Annotated in this window: 17 protein-coding genes and 1 tRNA gene; 10 read left to right on the top strand and 8 right to left on the bottom strand. The window is 70.7% G+C overall.

The window, feature by feature from the left end; all coding sequences use genetic code 11:
• Position 1 precedes the first annotated feature (1 nt).
• Both ACRQ4C_RS00455 and ACRQ4C_RS00450 read left to right on the top strand, forming a co-directional pair.
• Positions 2–1588, top strand: coding sequence for a PucR family transcriptional regulator (locus tag ACRQ4C_RS00455; RefSeq protein WP_439689644.1), 1587 nt, complete (start codon positions 2–4; stop codon positions 1586–1588).
• A gap of 9 nt (positions 1589–1597) precedes the next feature.
• Positions 1598–2215 (top strand): TetR/AcrR family transcriptional regulator, encoded by a 618-nt coding sequence (locus tag ACRQ4C_RS00450; protein WP_439689643.1) that lies wholly within the window; start codon positions 1598–1600, stop codon positions 2213–2215.
• A gap of 93 nt (positions 2216–2308) precedes the next feature.
• Here ACRQ4C_RS00450 and ACRQ4C_RS00445 read toward each other — a convergent pair whose 3' ends face one another.
• A complete protein-coding gene (locus ACRQ4C_RS00445; RefSeq protein ID WP_439689642.1) occupies positions 2309–3280 on the bottom strand; it encodes an alpha/beta hydrolase in 972 nt (323 codons plus the stop codon).
• A 107-nt stretch (positions 3281–3387) separates the two neighbouring features.
• Positions 3388–3606 carry a hypothetical protein gene (locus tag ACRQ4C_RS00440; RefSeq protein ID WP_439689641.1) on the bottom strand — a complete coding sequence of 73 codons (219 nt, stop codon included), beginning with the start codon at positions 3604–3606 and terminating at the stop codon, positions 3388–3390.
• A 123-nt stretch (positions 3607–3729) separates the two neighbouring features.
• Here ACRQ4C_RS00440 and ACRQ4C_RS00435 point away from each other — a divergent pair, with 123 nt between their 5' ends.
• On the top strand, positions 3730–3966 hold the full coding sequence (locus tag ACRQ4C_RS00435; RefSeq protein WP_439689640.1) for a PLDc N-terminal domain-containing protein: 237 nt from the start codon (positions 3730–3732) through the stop codon (positions 3964–3966).
• Between the two features lie 89 nt (positions 3967–4055).
• Here ACRQ4C_RS00435 and ACRQ4C_RS00430 read toward each other — a convergent pair whose 3' ends face one another.
• The 4 genes from ACRQ4C_RS00430 to ACRQ4C_RS00415 form a co-directional block, all read right to left on the bottom strand.
• Complete coding sequence (locus ACRQ4C_RS00430; protein ID WP_439689639.1) at positions 4056–5393, bottom strand: ABC transporter substrate-binding protein; 1338 nt, start codon at positions 5391–5393, stop codon at positions 4056–4058.
• 100 nt (positions 5394–5493) lie between these two features.
• A complete protein-coding gene (locus tag ACRQ4C_RS00425) occupies positions 5494–6444 on the bottom strand; it encodes a carbohydrate ABC transporter permease (protein ID WP_439689638.1) in 951 nt (316 codons plus the stop codon).
• Positions 6441–7355, bottom strand: coding sequence for a carbohydrate ABC transporter permease (locus tag ACRQ4C_RS00420; protein WP_400411550.1), 915 nt, complete (start codon positions 7353–7355; stop codon positions 6441–6443). Before ACRQ4C_RS00420 ends, ACRQ4C_RS00425 begins: the two co-directional genes overlap by 4 nt.
• A complete protein-coding gene (locus tag ACRQ4C_RS00415) occupies positions 7352–9385 on the bottom strand; it encodes a beta-galactosidase (RefSeq protein ID WP_439689637.1) in 2034 nt (677 codons plus the stop codon). The genes ACRQ4C_RS00420 and ACRQ4C_RS00415 overlap by 4 nt, the downstream gene beginning before the upstream one ends.
• Before the next feature lie 214 nt (positions 9386–9599).
• Between ACRQ4C_RS00415 and ACRQ4C_RS00410 the strand changes: the two genes are divergently transcribed.
• Positions 9600–10622 carry a LacI family DNA-binding transcriptional regulator gene (locus ACRQ4C_RS00410; RefSeq protein ID WP_290133359.1) on the top strand — a complete coding sequence of 341 codons (1023 nt, stop codon included), beginning with the start codon at positions 9600–9602 and terminating at the stop codon, positions 10620–10622.
• Positions 10623–10634: 12 nt separating this feature from the next.
• On the opposite strand, the gene ACRQ4C_RS00405 is transcribed toward ACRQ4C_RS00410, so the two are convergent.
• Entirely contained in the window at positions 10635–11300 is a 666-nt protein-coding gene (locus ACRQ4C_RS00405; protein WP_439690928.1) for an NUDIX domain-containing protein, read from the bottom strand.
• A gap of 179 nt (positions 11301–11479) precedes the next feature.
• A tRNA-Leu gene (locus ACRQ4C_RS00400) sits at positions 11480–11566 on the bottom strand.
• Positions 11567–11652: 86 nt separating this feature from the next.
• Between ACRQ4C_RS00400 and ACRQ4C_RS00395 the strand changes: the two genes are divergently transcribed.
• From ACRQ4C_RS00395 to ACRQ4C_RS00370, 6 genes are read left to right on the top strand one after another with little or no spacing between them, the layout of a single operon-like run.
• Entirely contained in the window at positions 11653–12333 is a 681-nt protein-coding gene (locus ACRQ4C_RS00395; protein WP_290133360.1) for an FhaA domain-containing protein, read from the top strand.
• Positions 12330–12878: an FHA domain-containing protein FhaB/FipA gene (locus ACRQ4C_RS00390; protein ID WP_290133361.1), complete on the top strand. Its 549-nt coding sequence runs from the start codon at positions 12330–12332 to the stop codon at positions 12876–12878. The genes ACRQ4C_RS00395 and ACRQ4C_RS00390 overlap by 4 nt, the downstream gene beginning before the upstream one ends.
• Before the next feature lie 4 nt (positions 12879–12882).
• Entirely contained in the window at positions 12883–14235 is a 1353-nt protein-coding gene (locus ACRQ4C_RS00385; RefSeq protein WP_439689636.1) for a Stp1/IreP family PP2C-type Ser/Thr phosphatase, read from the top strand.
• The gene (locus ACRQ4C_RS00380; RefSeq protein ID WP_290133363.1) at positions 14232–15668 is read left to right on the top strand and encodes an FtsW/RodA/SpoVE family cell cycle protein; all 1437 of its coding nucleotides are present in this window, start codon (positions 14232–14234) and stop codon (positions 15666–15668) included. Before ACRQ4C_RS00385 ends, ACRQ4C_RS00380 begins: the two co-directional genes overlap by 4 nt.
• On the top strand, positions 15665–17122 hold the full coding sequence (locus tag ACRQ4C_RS00375) for a peptidoglycan D,D-transpeptidase FtsI family protein (RefSeq protein ID WP_290133364.1): 1458 nt from the start codon (positions 15665–15667) through the stop codon (positions 17120–17122). Before ACRQ4C_RS00380 ends, ACRQ4C_RS00375 begins: the two co-directional genes overlap by 4 nt.
• Positions 17119–18879 (top strand): protein kinase domain-containing protein, encoded by a 1761-nt coding sequence (locus ACRQ4C_RS00370; RefSeq protein ID WP_439689635.1) that lies wholly within the window; start codon positions 17119–17121, stop codon positions 18877–18879. The genes ACRQ4C_RS00375 and ACRQ4C_RS00370 overlap by 4 nt, the downstream gene beginning before the upstream one ends.
• The last annotated feature ends 75 nt before the right edge of the window (positions 18880–18954 follow it).

The raw sequence follows: 18954 nt of genomic DNA, 5'->3' as shown, positions 1-18954 counted from the left end.
CATGTCCGCGACCCTGCGTTCCCTGCTCCACCGCGCCGACCTCCGGCTCCGGCTGCTCACGCGCGACGACGCCCCGGCGCTGGACGCCCCGCTGTCCTGGCTGCACAGCTCCGACCTCGAGGACCCGACGCCGTTCCTCGCCGACGGGCAGGGCCTGCTGACGACGGGCACACAGTTCGGCGACGCCGAGGTGGACGCGGAGGTCGCCGAGGGCTACGTCGACCGACTCCGGCGGCGCGGCGTCGTCGCGCTCGGGTTCGGCACGGAGGTCGTCCGGAACGGCACCCCGGCGTCGCTGGTCGCGGCCTGTGACGCGCACGGCCTGCCGCTCTTCGAGGTGCCCTACGAGACGTCGTTCATCGCCGTCGCGCAGGCGAACGCCGACGCGGTGTCCCGCGAGGCCAACGCCCGGAACGCATGGGCACTCGCGGCACAGCGGGCGATCTCGCTCGCGGCGATGCGGCCGGACGGCCTCGGCGCGACGATCGCCGAGCTCTCCCGGCAGCTCGACGGCTGGGTCGGGCTCTTCGACCTCTCCGGGCGGCTCGACCGCGGGTTCCCCGACGGTGCCGTCCCGGTCACCGACCTCGACGTGCTGCGGTCCGAGGCGCTGCGGCTCCTGCGCGCGGGTCAGCGGGCGAGCCTGCCGGTCACCACCGAGCACCGCACCGGGTACACGCTCCAGACGCTCGGCAGCGGCGGGCACCTCGCCGGTGTGCTGGCGATCCAGAACGGCGGGGCGCTCGACCGGGCGGGCCGCGAGGTCGTCACCGCCGTCATCGCCCTCGCCGGACTGGCCCTGCAGCAGAACCGCGAGCTCGCCCGGGCCCGGGGGCTCCTGCGCACCGGACTCCTGACGATGCTGTCGGTCGGGGACCCGGCCGTCGTCGACTCGACCTCGCGCGAGGTCTGGGGGCCGTTGCCCGCGGAACCGGTGCGGATCGCGGCCGTCGACGTGGCCGACCAGGACCTCGACGCGGTCGTCGACCTGCTCGAGCTCTGGGTGCAGGACCGCCCCGGCCGGTTGTTCTTCGCCGTGGACGACGCGCTCTTCCTCTGCGTCGGCGCGGAGGACACCGCGGTGGTCGAGGACCTCGTCGACCGCTTCGAACTGCACGCCGGACTGTCCGACGGTGCCTCGTACCGGTACTTCGGCCGCGCCCGCACCGAGGCCGTGCAGGCGCTCGACCGCCGCCGCGAAGGACGTCCCGGCACGACCGAGTTCGGCGACCTCGCCCGTGAGGGGGTGCTCGCCCACCTGGCCCACGTCGACGTCGACGCCGGGGCCGTCGCACGCGCGTTCCTCGCCCCGCTGCTCGACCACGACCGGGCCGCGGGGACCGATCTCACCCGGACCGTCCGGACCTGGCTGGAGCAGAACTGCGAGTACGACCGCACCGCGCAGGCCCTCGGCGTCCACCGGCACACCGCCCGCGCCCGGGTGGAACACGCCGGCCGGCTGCTCGACCGCGACCTCTCCGCGTTCGCCACCCGCGCCGACCTCTGGGCCGCGTTCGTCGTCGACGGCAGCGGCGGCCAGATCGGCGCCACCGGTACGACCGGCACCGGCGGAGTGGCTGCCGTCTAGGCTGTGCGCGTGCCGACCACACCGCCCCGCCGGCGCCTCAGCCCGGCCGAGCGGGAGTCCCAGATCACCGAGACGGCCGCCGCGGTCGCCCGTACCGACGGCCTCACCGCCGTCACGCTTCGCGGGGTCGCCGCGGCCGTCGGGGTCGCCCCCTCACTCGTGGCGCACTACCGCCCGGTGATGGAGGACCTCGTCGGCGAGACGTTCCGCTCGATCGCGTCGGCCGAGGTCGCCGAGGTCGCCGGGCTCGTGGCGCGCGAGGCCGACCCGGTCGCACGGCTGGCCGTCCTGGTCACCGCCGTCACCGATCCCGCCCGCGACGACGTGGCCGTCCTCTGGGCCGACGCCTGGAGCCTCGGCCGGACGAACGCGGTGCTCGCCGCCGCCGCGCGCGACGTCATGGACGACTGGCAGCGGCTCGCGACCGCTGTCGTCGAGGCGGGGGTGGGCGCCGGGGTCCTGCACGCCGAGGACCCGGCGGCCGTCGGACGGCTGCTCTTCGCCCTCGTCGACGCCACGAACGGCTACGCCCTCGTCGACCACCTCGACCGGTCGACGCGTGACGATCTCGTCCGGAGCACGATCGCCCGCGCCGTCGGCCTCGACGCGGCCACCCTGCGGCGCTGAGCGTCGTCGCCGCGCGAGCGCAGCGCGACCGCGCACCGGACTGGAGGCACGGGTCGGGCCCGCCCCGCGCCTCCAGTCCGGAGGTGGCAACGCTCACCCCAGGACGCGCGCCGTCCAGTCGGCGAGCGCCGCGACCGCGCGGCGTGACACCGCCGCGTCCGGGACCATGCTCGTGAAGCCGTGGAACGCCCCCGGCCAGACGTGCAGCTCCGCGTCGACGCCCGCGGCCCAGAGGGCGCTCGCGTAGGCGACCGTCTCGTCGCGGAAGACCTCCGCGGTGCCGCAGTCGAGGTACGTCGGCGGGAGCCCGTCGAGGTCCGTCGCCCGTGCCGGCGCGGCGTACTCGGACACGTCGGCGGTCGCGCGGCGGGCGCCGAGGTACGCGTCCCAGCCGAAGCGCGTGAGCTGCCGGTCCGCGACCCCGACGCCGTCGATCTGCCGGGTCGACACCGTCGCGTCGCGGTCGTCGAGCATCGGCGAGACGAGCACCTGCGCGAGCACGTTCGGCCCCTGCCGGTCACGGGCGAGCAGGACCGTCCCGGCAGCGAGTCCGCCCCCGGCGCTCTGGCCGGCGACGACGATGCGCTCCGGATCGACCCCGAGCTCCTCGGCGTGCTCCGCGACCCAGACCAGTCCGGCGTAGCAGTCCTCGACCGGGTACGGATCGGGGTGCTCGGGCGCGAGGCGGTAGTCGACGCTCACGAGCACGACGTCGTTGTGGTCGAGGAGCCACGGGTCGTAGGAGTCGAGGTTGCCGAGGTGGTGCCCGAACACCATGCCGCCGCCGTGGATCGCGTACACGACCGGTGCGGTGCCGGTGCGGCCTCGGCGCTGGATGACGGCGAGGTCGATCGGATCGCCGAGGTGTCCCGGCACGCTGATGCTGCGCCGTTCGAGCCCGCGGCTCTCGAGACGGGCGTCGAGTTCGGCCTCGGTGACGTCGAGCTGGCGCATCCGGGGCAGGGCCTCGGGTGTCACGGTGAACGGTCCGCGGGCGGCGAGCGCGTCGAGGAACGGGACGAGCTCGGGGTCGAACGGCGGGTGGACGAGACGGTCGATGGGCACGGGGTGCACTCCTTCGGTGAGAAGTGGCGACTCCCGTGAGACGCGTGCGTGGTCTCGTGCGCCGGAGCCCACGGACGTTTTCCCTCTGCCGCGACCCTAGCGCACCGTCACGGTCCCTCCCGGTTCCGCTCCCGCCGACGGCGGACCGCGGCCAGGATGCGGCGCCAGCCGACGAAGTACGCGGCGAGGCTGATGGGGATGGCGACCGGCTGCGGCAGACCGAGGACGACCAACAAGACGGCCAACGCCGTCGCGGCCACCAGGAGCCCGACCAGTGCCAGGGTCTGGACGTTCCGCAGTCGTCGCTCGCGTCGGTCGATCACCATCCGTCCACCATGCCCGTTCCTGGTGCGAACCAGGCAGGCCCGCACTGTCGTTTGACAGTTCACGCTGCTCATCGGCAGAGCAGCGGTACCGAGCACCGTGACGGACATCGAAGGATGCTGATCGTGAACCCTCTCGTACCGACCGTGCTGGACGGCACGTTGATGGTCGTCTCGCTCGTGGCGGTGGTGCTCTCGTTGGGCGCGTTCCTCTCCCTCGCTCGTGCAGGAGCGCTGACGGGTCGTCGTGGTCTCGCCTGGACGCTGGTGGTCCTGTTCGTCCCGTTCCTCGGGGCCACGGCGTGGTTCGTCGCACGGCACCGCGAGCACGCGGCGGCGCGGCGGAAGCGCGGCGCCCACTGACGCGGTGCGATCCCAGCGTGACCACACGACGGACGGGAGGCACGGTGCCAGCCGGCACCGTGCCTCCCGTCCGTCAGCGCGTCAGCGCGTCAGCCCTTGACCGGGATCGACTGCGCCTTGAGCGCCGCCACGGTCTTGGACTGCCCCGACTCGAGCGCCTCGAGGAGCGTGCCGTTCCCGGACGCCGCCTGGCCGAACCCGTCGGACACGTCCGAGTAGGTCTGGGTCATCGTCGGACCCCAGGTGAAGGGCTGGATGTCCTTCGCCGCGGTCGCGAACTCCTCGTAGATCTTCTGGTTGCCGTAGAAGGGGAGCCCCTCGGTCAGCGCCGGGAGGTCGGCACCGGTGGTGGACGCCGGGTAGAGGTTGGCCTCCTTGTTGAGGGCGGCGAGCGCCTCCTCCGAGGTGTTCAGCCACACGAGGAACTTCGACGCCTCGGCCGGGTGCTTGCTGCCCGTGAAGACGACGTTGGACGAGCCACCCCAGGCAGCGGACTTGGTCTCACCCGAGGTCCACTGCGGCATCGGCGCGACGGCCCACTTGCCCGAGGTCGAGGGCGCACCGCTCGAGATGGTGTTCGCTCCCCAGACGGCGGAGACCCAGGTCCAGTCCTGGCCCTTGTCGTACGCGTTGTTCCACTGGTCGGTGAAGCTCGGCAGCGTGTTGACGAGCTTCTTGTCGATGAGGTCCTGCCAGTAGTCGGCGACCTTCTTCGACGCACTGTCGGTGAGGTTCACGTTCCAGTCCGAGCCGGAGTTCGAGAACCACTGGCCGCCGGCCTGCGAGACGAGTCCGGCGAACTGGTTGACGTCGCCCTTGGCGAAGTTGGTGATGTTGCCGCCCATCGCCTTGATCTTCACGGCGTCCTCGGCGTACTCGTCCCAGGTCTTCGGCACGTCGAGGCCGGCCTTCTCGAACAGGTCCTTGCGGTAGTACAGCGCCATCGGGCCGGAGTCCTGCGGCACGGCGTAGACCGACTTCGACTCGCCGAAGGTGACCTGGTTCCAGAGGCCGGAGGAGAAGTCCTTCTTCGCGTCGCTGATGCCGGCGCACGCGCCGATGTCCTCGAGGCCGCCCTGCACCCGGAAGGCCGGCAGCGTGTCGTACTCGACCTGGCCGATGTCCGGCGCCTGCTTCGCCTTCAGCTGGTTGAAGAAGTTCTGGTACGTGCCGCTGTTGCCGTTCGCGACGATGGAGACCTTGACCTGGATGTCCGGGTTCTCCTTGTTCCAGATCGCCACGACCTTGTCCATGTTGGGGACCCAGGTGGTGAAGTCGAGCGTGACCTTGCCGCTCGACGGCTTGCAGCTCGCGGCCGCGGTGTCGGAACCGCCTCCGGAGCCGCTGCCGCCGGCGCTGCAGCCGGCGAGGGCCACGGTCGCGGCGACCGCCACGGCGGCGACGCTGAGGAACTTCGTTGTCTTCATGCTGTTTCCGTTCGGATGTGGGTGAAGGGTCGGTGGTGCTGGTGGAGGCCGTCGCGGCTGCGGCTGGGGGATCACAGCCGCGACGGGGTCGGGGATGCTGCTACTTCAGGCCGCCGGCGCCGAGGCCGGACCGCCAGAACCGCTGGAGGGAGAGGAACGCGATGAGCAGCGGGATGATCGAGACGAACGACCCGATGAGCACGAGGGTGCGCAGGTCCGGGTACTGGTTCACGCTCGAGTTCCACGTGTAGAGGCCGAGGGTGACGGGGAACAGCGACGAGTCGCGGAGCATCACGAGCGGCAGGAAGAAGTTGTTCCAGATCGCGACGAACTGGAACAGGAAGATCGTCACGAGTGCGGGCGACATGAGCCGAACGGCCACGGTGAAGAAGGTGCGGACCTCGCCGGAGCCGTCGATGCGGGCGGCCTCGATGATCTCGTCCGGCACGCTCGACGCCGCGAACAGCCGCGACAGGTACACGCCGAACGGGCTGACGATGCTCGGCAGGAACACCGACCAGAACGTGTCGGTCAGGTCGACCTGGCTGAAGATGAGGAACAGCGGCAGGGCCAGCGCGGTCGCCGGGACGAGCACGCCGCCGAGGAACACGTTGAAGAGGGCCTCGCGGCCGCGGAACCGGTACTTGGCGAGTGCGTACCCGCACATCGCGGAGAGCACGGTGCCGATGAGCCCGGCGACGCCGGCGTAGGCGATGCTGTTGAGCATCCACCGGACGTAGACGCCGTCCTGGTACGTGAAGAGCCTGCCGAGGTTGCCGAGGAAGTCCTGCACGCTGGAGGCGCTGAACCACAGCGAGAACGTCGTGTTGAAGTTCGCGGTCGTCTTCGTCGACGAGACCAGCAGCCAGAAGATCGGCAGCAGGAAGTAGACGGTGAAGACGCCCATGACGAGCATCGCCGTGCCGCGCGAGATGACGCTCTCACGCGGTCCCCGCGCTCCGCGCTGGTGCGGCCGGGAGGCACGGTTCGGCTCGAGCGGTCGGCCTGCGTCCACCACGAGGTCGCGGCGGGAGGGTGCGTTGACGGTCACTGGGCGGCCTTCCGCTGGGTCAGTCGGAGGAACCCGATCGACAGGACGAACGTGGCGACGGCGAGGACGACCGAGAACGCCGCGGCGAGGTTGAAGTTCGGCACCGAGGAGGTCGAGTAGACGAGCATGTTCGGCGTGAAGGTCGACGAGATCGTCGAGGTGAACTGCCGGAACACGGTCGGCTCGGTGAGGAGCTGGAGGGTGCCGATGATCGAGAACACCGCGGTGAGGACGATCGCCGGGATCACCATCGGGATCTTGATCGAGAGCGCGATGCGGAGCTGCGAGGCGCCGTCGAGCTTCGCGGCCTCGTAGATCTCGGTCGGGATCGCGAGGAGCGACGAGTAGATGATCAGCATGTTGTAGCCGACGTAGACCCAGGTGACGACGTTCGCGACGGCCCAGAGGACGGTGCCGGAGCCGAGCAGGTCGACCTTCGACGTGACGGCGGAGAACGGCGAGAGGTCCGGCGCGTAGAGGTAGCCCCACATGATCGCGGCGATGACCCCGGGGACGGCGTACGGCGCGAAGAACGCCAGGCGGAAGAACCGCTTGCCGCGCAGGAGCGGGGAGTCGAGCAGGAGCGCGAAGACCAGGGCGAGCGCGAGCATCACGGGGACCTGCACGACGCCGAACAGCAGCACGCGGAGGACCGAGCCCCAGAACTCGCTGTTCTGGAACACGAGCACGTACTGGCTGAGGCCGCCGAACACCTGCGTCGGGGCACCGAACGTGCCCTGGCGCTCGATCTTCAGCAGCGACTGCCACACCGCGTAGAGGATCGGGACGAGGTAGAACGCGGTGAAGAGCACGGCGAACGGCGTGACGAAGACCGCGATCGCGCGGCGGTACCGGAAGCCCCCGCCGCGTCGACGTCGGGCGACCCGGGGTCGCTGGGCTGTGGTGGTCATGGGCGCTTCCTGTCCGTGCGGATGATCTGGGTGCCACCGGGGGCGATGGTCGTGGTGCCGGCGACGGCGCGGTCGGCGACGAGTTCGTGGCCCGCCTCGTGGTGCTCGACGGCCCGGTCGGTGTGGTTGAGCAGGAACACCCACTCGTGCTGGTCGTCACGGCGTCGGACGACCTCGAGTCCCGGCTGGGCGGCGGGGTCCGGCGACACCCCGGCCTCGTCGAGGACGTCGCGGAGGAGTCCTCGGAGCGTCTCCGCGGCGAGGACGGTGGAGACGTACCAGGCAGCTCCGGCCCCGTGGTCGTTGCGGGTGACGGCTGGTGATCCGGCGACCTCGCCGTCCGTGTAGTCGAGGACGCTCGTGGCGCCGCGGAGCTCGACCGGCTCGCGCCACACCGTGCCGACGGACCCGTCCGACAGGTGCACCTCGCCGCCAGCGGGCAGCGGGAGGAACTCGTCGACGCGGACACCGAGGAGCTCGCGGAACGCCCCGGGGTAGCCGCCGCGGCGGACCCGGTCGCGCTCGTCGACGATGCCGCTGAAGAACGTCACGACCGCTCGACCTCCGCCGGCGACGTGGTCGGCGATCACCGCGGCGTGCTCGTCGCGGACGAGGTACAGCTCGGGGACGAGGACGACGGCGTACCCGTCGAGGGGTGCCCCCGGCGCGACGACGTCGACCGTGACGCCGAGGTCCCACAGTGCGCCGTGGAGCGCGTGCACCTGCTCCAGGTACTTGAGCGCGGTGGTGGGGTGGGCCTCCAGGTCGGCCGCCCACTGGTTCTCCCAGCTGAACACGAGCGCGACGTCCGCGGTGACGCGGGACCCTCGGAGCTCGCCGAGCCGTTCGACCAGGGAACCCAGTTCGACGACGTCACGCCAGGTGCGGGAGTCGGTGCCGGCGTGCGGGAGCAGCGCGGAGTGGAACTTCTCGCTGCCCTGCACGGACGCACGCCACTGGAAGAAGCAGACGCCGTCGGCTCCGCGGGCGATGTGCGCCGCGGTGTTCCGCAGCATCTCGCCAGGGGCCTTCGCCACGTTGTGCGGCTGCCAGTTCACGGCGCCCGTCGAGTGCTCCATGAGGAGCCACGGGGCGCCACCGGCGAGACCGCGCGTGGTGTCGGCGGCGAAGGCGAGCTCGACGTGCGGCCGGGGCAGGCGGTGGTCGAGGTAGTGGTCGTTGGCGATGACGTCCATGTCGCCGGTCCACGTCCAGTAGTCCATCGCCGTGATGTGCGCGGCGACCATGAAGTTCGTCGTGACGGGCTTGTCGCTCAGGCTGCGGAGCACCTCGGCCTCGGCGCGGTGGTGGGCGAGGAGTTCGTCGGACGAGAACCGGTCGAAGTCGAGCGTCTGGCCGGGGTTGGTGGAGGACAGCGTGGCCCGGGGCGGCAGGACCTGCTCCCACGCGGAGTAGCGCTGGCTCCAGAACGCGGTGCCCCACGCGGCGTTGAGTTCCTCGACGGAGCCGTAGCGGGCCCGGAGCCAGGTGCGGAAGGCCTCGGCGGAGACGTCGCAGTAGCAGTGGGCGTTGTGGCAGCCGAGCTCGTTCGAGACGTGCCAGAGCTTCACGGCCGGGTGGTCGCCGTACCGCTCGGCAGTGGCACGGACGAGCGCGAGTGCGTGCTCGCGGTAGACCGGGGAGCTCGGGCAGAACGCCTGGCGTCCGCCGGGCCAGCGGGTGGTGCCGTCGGCGACGACCGGCAGGACCTCGGGGTGCGCGGTCGTGAGCCACGGCGGGGTGGAGGCGGTGCCGGTGCCGAGGTCGACCCCGATGCCGGCGTCGTGCAGGAGCTCGATGACGCGGTCGAGTGCGCTGAAGTCGTACTCGCCCTGGCGCGGCTCGACGTGCGACCACCCGAAGACGTTGATCGCGACGAGGTTCACGCCGGCCTCGCGCATGAGCCGGACGTCCTCGACCCAGACCTCGGGGTCCCACTGCTCGGGGTTGTAGTCGCACCCGAACGCCAGGCCGGTCGAGCCGAGCCCGAGCGCGCCGGTGGCGACGGTCGGCTGGGTGGTGGTGGTCACGGGAGTCCTCGCTGGTCGGGGCGGTCCTGCCGTCCGGCCGCGTGCGACCCCTTCGACGGCGAAGGTCACCCAGGATTCTGGGAGCGCTCCCAGTCCGCTGCGATCGATCGGGACCGAGAAGTTCTGGGAGCGCTCCCAGAGTGAACACCAGCGCGCCGCCGATGTCAACACGGCACGGTCATCGACCAGGCAGAGCGGTCGGTACGCTTGCCGCATGTCCGACGTCCGTGCCGCCCGTTCCCGCGCCACGATCCAGGACGTCGCGGACGAGGCAGGCCTCTCGCGCGGCACGGTCTCCCGCGTCCTCAACGACGAGCCGTACGTGTCGCCGAAGGCCCGCGAGGCCGTCCAGGAGGCCGTCCGTCGCGTCGGCTACGTCCGCAGTGCCGCAGCCCGGAGCCTGGTCACGCGGCGTTCCGGCGCGATCGCGCTCATCGTCCACGAGCCCTCGGTCCAGGTGCTCGACGACCCGAACATCGGGAACATCTTGATCGGCACGAACACCGTGCTGTCCGAGGCCGACCAGCAGCTCGTGACGATCATGGTCGACTCCGCCCGCGACAACGAGCGCGTGGTCGAGTACCTGCGCGGCGGGTTCGTCGACGGTGCGATCGTGCTCTCCGCCCGCGACGGCGACGCCGTGACCCGGGCCGTCGAGGAGATCGGGCTGCCCGCGTGCTTCGTCGGCCACCCGTCGGATGCGCCGAACACCTCGTACATCGCGATCGACAACCGCGCCGCCGCGTACGAGATCACGAGTCGACTCGTCGAGACCGGACGGCAGCGCATCGGCATGCTCGCGTCCGGCCTCGACCGCGACTCCGGGCAGGACCGTCTCGCGGGCTTCGAGGCCGCGCTCGGCGACCGCTTCGACCCCCTGCTCGTCGCCCCGAACCCGCTCTTCAGCTACACGGCCGGCGTCGAGGGCATGCGCGAGCTCCTCGACCGTGCGCCGGACATCGACGGGGTCTTCGCGGCGTCGGACGCCGTCGCCGCCGGGGCGATGGACGTCCTGCAGCGCGCCGGTCGGTCCGTCCCCGGCGACGTCGGCGTGGTGGGCTTCGACGACAGTGCGTGGGCGCTCCGCTGCGACCCGCCGCTGTCGACCGTGCGGCAGCCGGCCAAGACGCTCGGCGAGCACGCAGCGCGACAGGTGCTCGAGCAGATCGCCGGCTCCGACGAGGGTCCGCACGGGCTCATCCTGCCCACCGAGGTGGTCTGGCGGGCGAGCGCCTGACGAAGGGTCGGGTCAGCCCCGAGCGCTCCGGTGCAGAGCGAGCCACTGCAGCAGCATGATCGTCTTGCCGTCGGAGATCCGCCCGTCGTCGACCATCGCGAGCGCCTCGCGCACCGGGAGCTCGAGCACGTCGATGTCCTCGCCCTCGTCCTCGATGCCGCCGCCGTCCCCCACCCGGTCCACCGGCGTGTACGCCCCGACGTACCCGTGCACCCGCTCGGTGACGGACCCGGGGCTCATGAACGCGTCGAACACCTTCGTCAACACCCCGAGCCGGATGCCGAGCTCCTCCGCTGCCTCACGCCGGACCGCCGTCTCCGGGTCGTCCTCGTCGAGCAGTCCCGCCGCGGCCTCCACGAGCATGCCGTCCGGGTGGCCGTTGACGTACGCCGGCCAGCGGAACTGCCGGGTGAGCAGGACGGTGTCGCGCTCCGGGTCGTGCGGCAGCACCGTGGCGCCGTTCCCCCGGTCGTAGGTCTCGCGCTGCTGGCGGTCCCACCGGCCGTCGCGCCGCCGCACGTCGAGCGTCGTCCGGCGGAGCACGTGCCAGCCGTTCGAGACCACCTCGACGTCGTGGACGACCACGTGCGGGTTGCGGTCGAGGTCACGGCCGACGGCGTCGAGGCCCGTGCGACCCCGGTCGTCCGGGACCGTCTCGCCGGGGCGTGCGTTCGTCATCGGGGTGTCCACGCCGCCACGGTAGCGCGGCGGTCGGACGCACCAGGATGAGCCGCGGACGACGCGACCGACGAGCCGGGGCCGAGCCGTGCCTCCAGGCCGGTCGCCGGGTCTCGCCCGGGCGGGCGCGGGCGGAACGCAACAGGCCCCCGGATTCCTCCGGGGGCCTGTTGCTCGCCTGGTGCGCGAGGGGGGACTTGAACCCCCACGCCGTTTCCAGCACACGGACCTGAACCGTGCGCGTCTACCAATTCCGCCACTCGCGCCAGCCCCAGAACACTACCATGCACAGACGGCCCCAGGCGCCAGCCACTACCATGCAGGAGTCCCTGACCGAGAACACTGGAGACCCATGGGCCTGTTGGACAGCTTCGAGCGGGGGTTGGAGCGCGCCGTGAACGGTGCGTTCGCCAAGACCTTCCGCTCCGGCGTGCAGCCCGTCGAGATCTCGAGCGCTCTCCGGCGCGAGCTCGACACGAAGGCGGCCGTCGTCTCCCGTGAGCGCATCCTCGTGCCGAACGAGTTCACCGTCCGGCTCGCCCCGCCGGACTGCACGCGCATGACGGACATCGGCCAGCCGCTCATCGACGAACTGCGGCAGATGGTGCAGCAGCACGCGGTGGCGCAGAACTACTCGTTCTCCGGGCCGGTCTCGATCACGCTCAAGCAGGACGGCACGCTCTCCACGGGGATCCTGCAGATCGACTCCTCGACCGTCCAACGCGACGTCGCCTGGGTCGCGGTGCTCGACATCGGCTCCCAGCGGCACAAGCTCCAGCGCGGGCGCACCGTGATCGGGCGCGGTTCCGACGCCGACATCACCGTCGCCGACACCGGCACGAGCCGCAAGCACGTCGAGGTGATCTGGGACGGCAAGCACGCCCAGGCGAACGACCTCGGGTCGACGAACGGCTCGAAGCTGAACGGCGAACGCTTCCAGCAGGCGATCGTGGAGCCGGACTCCACCATCGAGATCGGTCGTACCCGTATGGTGTTCCGGGTGATCCCGGAGAACGACGGAGGTGCTCGATGACCACGGGGCTGACCCTGCTCGTCCTGCGCTTCGCGTTCCTCGCGGTGCTCTGGCTGTTCGTGTTCGTGATCGTCTTCGCCCTCCGGAGCGACCTGTTCGGCCAGCGCGTCCGGACGATCCCCACCGACCCCAAGGCCGCGCCGTCCGGGCCGACCACCCCGTCGATCCCGACCGCAGCGACGACCGCCTCCGCTCCGGCCGGGGCGTTCACCGAGCTCATCAACCAGGGTGGGGGCACCGCGTCGAACGCCGCCGTCGCCACCCGACTCGTCATCACCGAGGGGTCGCGCGAGGGCATGGAGATGCCCCTCGGCGGCGGTCCGATCACGATCGGACGCTCGAGCGAGTCGAACGTCGTCATCCGTGACGACTACACGTCCACCAACCACGCCCGACTCGATCTGCGTGCCGAGGGCTGGGTCGTCACCGACCTCGAGTCCACCAACGGCACGTTCGTCAACGGTCAGAAGGTGACCTCCCCGGTGCTCGTCGCCGAGGGGACGCCCATCACGATCGGGACGACGACGTTCGAGCTGCGGCGGTAGGCGGATGACGGCACGGACGCTGAGCGCCGCTGTGTCCCACGTGGGGCGCATCCGCGCGAACAACCAGGACTCCGGTTACGCCGGCGCGCACCTGTTCGCGGTGGCGGACGGCATGGGCGGGCACGCCGGCGGTGACGTCGCCTCGGCGATCGCGATCCGCCGCATCCGCGAGGTCGACCGCGAGTTCCCGTCGGCGCACGACGCCGAGTTCGCCCTGCAGTCGGCACTCATCGCGGCGAACCAGCTCATCACCGAGACGGTCTTCGAGCACCAGGAGCTCACCGGCATGGGCACCACGGTGTCTGCGCTCATCCGGGTCGGCGACCAGATCGCGATCGCGCACATCGGTGACTCCCGCATCTACCGCTACCGCGACGGCGAGCTCCAGCAGATCACGTCCGACCACACCTTCGTGCAGCGGCTCGTCGACAGCGGACGCATCACGCCGGAAGAGGCCGCGGTCCACCCGCGACGCTCGGTGCTCATGCGGGTGCTCGGCGACGTCGACGCGGCGCCGGAGGTCGACACCGCGGTCATGGACATCCAGCCGGGCGACCGCTGGCTGCTCTGCTCGGACGGCCTGTCCTCCTACCTCGCCGAGGAGCGCATCCGCCACGCGCTCGCGTCGAACATGGACGCGAACCAGGCCACCCAGCGCCTGGTCAAGGAGACGCTGGACCACGGCGCCCCGGACAACGTCACCGTCGTCGTGATGGACGTCACGGACGCCGATGTCGTCGACGAGGACGACGCCGCGACGACGGTCGGATCGGCCGCCGCACCGCTGACCTTCGAGGCGTCGACCGGCCGCAAGCCGATCCGCCTCCCCACCATCCTGCTGCACCCGCTCAAGGTCACCACGGCACCGGAGGACTCCCACTTCGAGCCCGAGTCGGACCAGTTCTTCGCGGAACTCATCGCGGAGGACCACCGTCGGCGCGTCCGTCGCCGCGTCGCCTGGAGCATCGCGCTCGTCGTCGCGATCGCAGCCCTCGTCGGTGCCGTGTTCCTCGGCTGGCGCATCACGCAGGACCACTACTACGTCGGCTCCGACCGCGGGACGGTGGCGATCTACAAGGGCGTCCAGCAGTCGATCGGACCGATCGCGCTCTCAGACGTCTACGAGGACACCGACATCAGCGTGAGCGGCCTGCCCGAGTACACGCGGGAGAACGTCCGGTCGACGATCAACGCGCAGTCACTGTCCGACGCGCGCGAGATCGTCGATCGACTCCGCAAGGCCGCCGAGACCGGGCAGGACCAGGCGGGGACCGGTGGCTCCTCACCGTCGGCGTCGCCGTCCGCGACCGGTTCCCCGACGCCGTCGCCCTCGCCCACCCCCGGGAAGAAGCGATGAGCAACGCGACCGCCCAGTCCTTCACGCAAGCGATCACGATCAAGCTGCGCGAACCCGCGCGGGCCCGGAACCTCGAGCTCGTCCTGCTCGTCATCGCCTGCGGCATCTGCGCCGGCGCGATGGTGCTCGTGCAGCTCGGCACGAAGGGACGGCTCTTCGACACGTCCGTGCTGTGGATCGGCGCGACCATCCTCGGCCTGGCACTGATCATGCACGTCGTGCTGCGGATCGTCGCGAAGAACGCCGACCCGTTCATCCTGCCGGTCGCCCTGGTGCTCAACGGGATCGGCATCGCGGAGATCTACCGCATCGACGTCCACGACGGCCTGACCGGCTGGTCGGCGATCGGCGTCAAGCAGATCGTGTGGACGATCCTCGCGATGGCCGTGGCGATCGTCGTCCTGCTCGTCGTCCGCAACCACCGGTTCCTGCAGCGGTACCGCTACATCTTCATGGCGCTGACGATCTTCCTGCTGCTCATGCCGATGCTCCCGCTCATCGGGCACAACGTGAACGGCGCACGCGTCTGGATCAAGGTCGGCTCGTTCACCTTCCAGCCCGGTGAGCTCGCGAAGATCACGATGGCGCTGTTCTTCGCCGGTTACCTCGTGACCGCGCGGGACTCCCTGTCGATCGTCGGGCGCAAGGTCCTCGGCATGACCCTGCCGCGTGCCCGCGACCTGGGGCCGATCCTCATCATCTGGGCCGCTGCGATGAGCGTCCTCGTGTTCCAGCGCGACCTCGGCACCGCACTGCTCTACTTCGGCCTGTTCCTCGTCATGATCTACGTCGCGACGGCGCGGCTCAGCTGGGTGCTCATCGGCCTCGTGCTGTTCGTCGGCGGCGCCCTCGTGGCGCAGTCGGTCCTCGTGTACGTGCACGGCCGGTTCGAGCAGTGGCTGAACCCCTTCGACAACGCGATCTACAACGCCGACACCCAGGCCAGCTACCAGCTCGTGCAGGGTCTGTTCGGTTTCGCGAACGGTGGCATCACCGGCACGGGGCTCGGGCAGGGGCGGCCCTACATCACCCCGGTGGCGAACGCCGACTACATCGTCGCGTCGCTCGGCGAGGAGCTCGGCCTGATCGGCGTGTTCGCCATCCTCGCCCTGTTCATCGTCTTCGCCTCGCGCGGCATCCGCGTCGGCTTCATGGCGCAGGACGACTTCGGCAAGCTCCTCGGCGTCGGCTTCGGCTTCATCATCGCCCTGCAGGTGTTCGTCGTCGTCGGCGGCATCACGCGCGTCATCCCCGTGACCGGCCTCACCACACCGTTCATGGCGGCCGGTGGATCCTCCCTGATCGCGAACTGGATCATCGCCGCGATGCTGCTGCGCCTGACCGATGCGATCCCGGCCGAACAGCGCGTGCAGCAGGGGTCGATCCCCGCTGCTCGCGGACGAGGGGCGACCAGGAAGGAGCGTGCCCGGTGAACCGACAACTCCGCGGTGTGTCCACCGTCATCGTGCTCATGTTCGTCGCGCTCTTCGTGTCGACCACGTCGATCCAGTTCTTCTCGGCCGAACAGCTGCGTGCCGACCCCCGCAACTCCCGGACGATCCTCGCGAGCTACTCCACGAAGCGCGGCGCCATCCTCGTGGACGGCAGCCCGATCGCGGAGTCCTCCCCGTCGAACGACCAGTACCAGTACCAGCGGAAGTACACCGACGGTGACCTCTACTCGGCGGTCACGGGGTACTTCACGATCGGTCAGGGCAACTCCGGCATCGAGAGCGCGGAGAACGGAGTGCTGTCCGGCAACTCGGACGCCTCGTTCTTCCAGAACCTCAACGCGATCCTCACCGGCCAGGACGTCCAGGGCGACAACGTCAACCTGACGATCGACCCCGACGTGCAGAAGGCCGCGTACGACGCCCTGGGCTCGAACACCGGTGCCGTCGTGGCGATCCAGCCGAAGACCGGCAAGATCCTGGCGATGGTCTCGAAGGAGTCGTACGACCCGAACGTCCTGACCTCGCACGACACCGCCGACGTCGTCGCGAAGTACAAGGCGCTCGAGCAGGCCGCCGGGCAGCCGCTGAAGAACCGTGCGATCGCGGGCGACCTCTACACGCCGGGCTCGGTGTTCAAGCTCATCGTCGCGTCGGCGGCACTCGAGGGCGGCAAGTACACCCTCGACTCGACGTTCCCCAACCCCTCGCGGCTGCAGCTCCCGGGCACGAGCACGTACATCAACAACGCCGAGGGCGGCTCGTGCGGGGGCGGCGACAAGGTCAAGCTCCGCACGGCGATCCAGTACTCGTGCAACATCCCGTTCGCGGAGCTCGGACAGAAGCTCGGCTACGACGCGATCAAGAGCATGGCGGACAAGTACGGCTTCAGCGACCAGATCGAGGTCCCGATGAAGGCCACCGCGAGCCAGTACCCCGACGTCAGCGACGACACCGCCCAGCTCATGCTCAGCGCGTTCGGCCAGGCGAGCGTCCGCGTCACCCCGCTGCAGATGGCGATGGTGTCGGCGGGCATCGCGAACGGCGGTACGGTGATGCAGCCGACGCTGATCGACTCGATCACGACGAGCGACCTCAAGACGGTCGAGTCGTTCTCCCCGAAGGAGTTCAGCAGCCCGCTGTCCTCGTCGGAGGCCGGTGACCTCACCGAGGCGATGCAGAGCGTCGTCAACGCGGGGACCGGGACGAACGCCAAGATCCCCGGGGTCGACGTCGCGGGCAAGACCGGGACCGCCGAGGGCGGGACCGGCGACCCCTACACGCTCTGGTTCACGGGCTTCGCTCCGGCGAAGGACCCGGAGGTCGCCGTCGCGGTCGTCGTCGGCAACGGCGGCGGTCTCGGGCAGTCCGGGGTCGGCAACACGGTCGCGGCTCCGGTCGCGAAGAAGGTCATGGAGGCGGTGCTGAACAAATGAGACCCACCAGCGGGCTCACCTTCGGTGGGCGGTACCAGCTCTCGTCCCGCGTCGCGATCGGCGGCATGGGTGAGGTGTGGCAGGCGACCGACCTGGTCATCGGCCGCACCGTCGCGCTCAAGATCCTCAAGGACGAGTACCTCGGTGACCCCGGGTTCCTCGAGCGCTTCCGCGCCGAGGCCCGGCACGCGGCGCTCGTCAACCACGAGGGCATCGCGAACGTCTTCGACTACGGCGAGGAGGACGGCAGCGCCTACCTCGTGATGGAGCTCGTGCCCGGTGAGGCCCTCTCCACCATGATCGAGCGGGAGCACACGCTGCCGGTCGACAAGGTGCTCGACATCGTCGCGCAGACCGCGAACGCCCTCCAGGCCGCGCACGCCGTGGGCCTCGTGCACCGCGACATCAAGCCGGGCAACCTGCTCATCACGCCGGACGGCCGCGTCAAGATCACCGACTTCGGCATCGCACGCATCGCCGACCAGGTCCCCCTGACCGCGACGGGCCAGGTGATGGGCACCGTCCAGTACCTCTCGCCCGAACAGGCCAGCGGACACCCGGCGTCGCCGTCGACCGACATCTACTCGCTCGGCATCGTGGCGTACGAGTGCCTCGCGGGACGGCGCCCCTTCACGGGCGAGTCGCAGGTCGCGATCGCGATGGCGCACATCAACGAACAGCCGCCGCCGCTGCCCGCCGACGTCCCGGAGCCGGTCTCCGCGCTGGTGATGTCCTGCATCGCGAAGAAGCCGGCGGACCGCCCCGCGACCGCGGCGAACCTGGCCCGCGCGGCACAGGCGCTCCGCCGCGGGGACGTCGCTGCCGCGACCGTCGCCGTCCCGATGCTCGCCGACGCCGGGACCGTCGCCTTCAACCCGCCGCAGCGGCAGGGTGACGACGCCGCGACCGCGCTCCTCGGCACCCAGGCCGGCTCATCGGTCGGTGGTCCCCGCACCCCGCCGTCGCCCACCTCGGAGGACGACGAGCCGAAGAAGAAGCGCGCGTGGATCTGGTGGGTGGTCGGCATCGTCGTCCTGCTCGCCATCGGTGGTGTGATCGCTGCGGTCGCCCTGAACGGCAACGCGGAACCCGAGACGCCCGCATCGACCAGCTCGTCCCCGCGATCGACTCCGACCCGGAGCACGCCGACGCCCACCCCGACGCAGGTGAGCCGGATCGACATCGACTCGTCGGACTACGTCGGCCGTGCCACGAGCGACGTCGAGGCAGAACTCCGGAACCTCCAGCTCGTGCCGAACGTCGTGGACGGCGACCCCGCGACCGGGTCGAACCAGCCGAACACGGTGCAGTCGCTCGACCCGACCGGCAGCCTGACCGCCGGCACGACGATCACCATCCGGCAGTACACGACGCCGCCGAGCGTGGAGAAGCCCGCGACGCCCACCGCGAGCGATGTCTCGGACACGGGTGCGGTCACGTTCAGCTGGGCCGAGGCGACCTGCCCGACCGGGTACACGGTCTCGACCTACACGTGGATCGCCACCGGAGGCAAGGACTCCTCGGGCGCCACGTCCGGGACGATCTCCTCGACCGCCGTCAACATCCAGGCCGACGCTGCGGACGAGCCCGTCACGTTCAAGTACTCGGTGACGTGCGGCGCCGGCGGCAACAACCTCGCCAAGTCGCCCGGCTCCGACGCCGCCACGGCGACCTGGACCGTCGGCGACACGACGGACCCGGGCGACGGCACCGACCCCGGCGACGGATCGACCGGCTCGCCGCAAGACCCGAACTGACCCCCGATCGGGGGCTCGACACCGTTCCGTAACGGTTCGGCGCGGGCGCACGTCACCAGCGTCCCACCAGGTCGT

Source organism: Curtobacterium sp. SP.BCp (genome assembly GCF_051903255.1).
Lineage (GTDB): Bacteria > Actinomycetota > Actinomycetes > Actinomycetales > Microbacteriaceae > Curtobacterium.
The sequence above is the reverse complement of the archived record's forward strand: the minus strand, read 5'-3'. Positions and strand labels throughout refer to the sequence as shown.

Excerpts from the sequence above, each read along its gene's own strand:
- ACRQ4C_RS00455 (WP_439689644.1), top strand. The coding sequence starts at position 2 with ATGTCCGCGACCCTGCGTTCCCTGCTCCACCGCGCCGACCTCCGGCTC.
- ACRQ4C_RS00440 (WP_439689641.1), bottom strand. The coding sequence starts at position 3,606 with ATGGTGATCGACCGACGCGAGCGACGACTGCGGAACGTCCAGACCCTG.
- ACRQ4C_RS00430 (WP_439689639.1), bottom strand. The coding sequence starts at position 5,393 with ATGAAGACAACGAAGTTCCTCAGCGTCGCCGCCGTGGCGGTCGCCGCG.
- ACRQ4C_RS00420 (WP_400411550.1), bottom strand. The coding sequence starts at position 7,355 with ATGACCACCACAGCCCAGCGACCCCGGGTCGCCCGACGTCGACGCGGC.
- ACRQ4C_RS00410 (WP_290133359.1), top strand. The coding sequence starts at position 9,600 with ATGTCCGACGTCCGTGCCGCCCGTTCCCGCGCCACGATCCAGGACGTC.
- ACRQ4C_RS00405 (WP_439690928.1), bottom strand. The coding sequence starts at position 11,300 with ATGACGAACGCACGCCCCGGCGAGACGGTCCCGGACGACCGGGGTCGC.
- ACRQ4C_RS00395 (WP_290133360.1), top strand. The coding sequence starts at position 11,653 with ATGGGCCTGTTGGACAGCTTCGAGCGGGGGTTGGAGCGCGCCGTGAAC.
- ACRQ4C_RS00390 (WP_290133361.1), top strand. The coding sequence starts at position 12,330 with ATGACCACGGGGCTGACCCTGCTCGTCCTGCGCTTCGCGTTCCTCGCG.
- ACRQ4C_RS00385 (WP_439689636.1), top strand. The coding sequence starts at position 12,883 with ATGACGGCACGGACGCTGAGCGCCGCTGTGTCCCACGTGGGGCGCATC.
- ACRQ4C_RS00380 (WP_290133363.1), top strand. The coding sequence starts at position 14,232 with ATGAGCAACGCGACCGCCCAGTCCTTCACGCAAGCGATCACGATCAAG.
- ACRQ4C_RS00370 (WP_439689635.1), top strand. The coding sequence starts at position 17,119 with ATGAGACCCACCAGCGGGCTCACCTTCGGTGGGCGGTACCAGCTCTCG.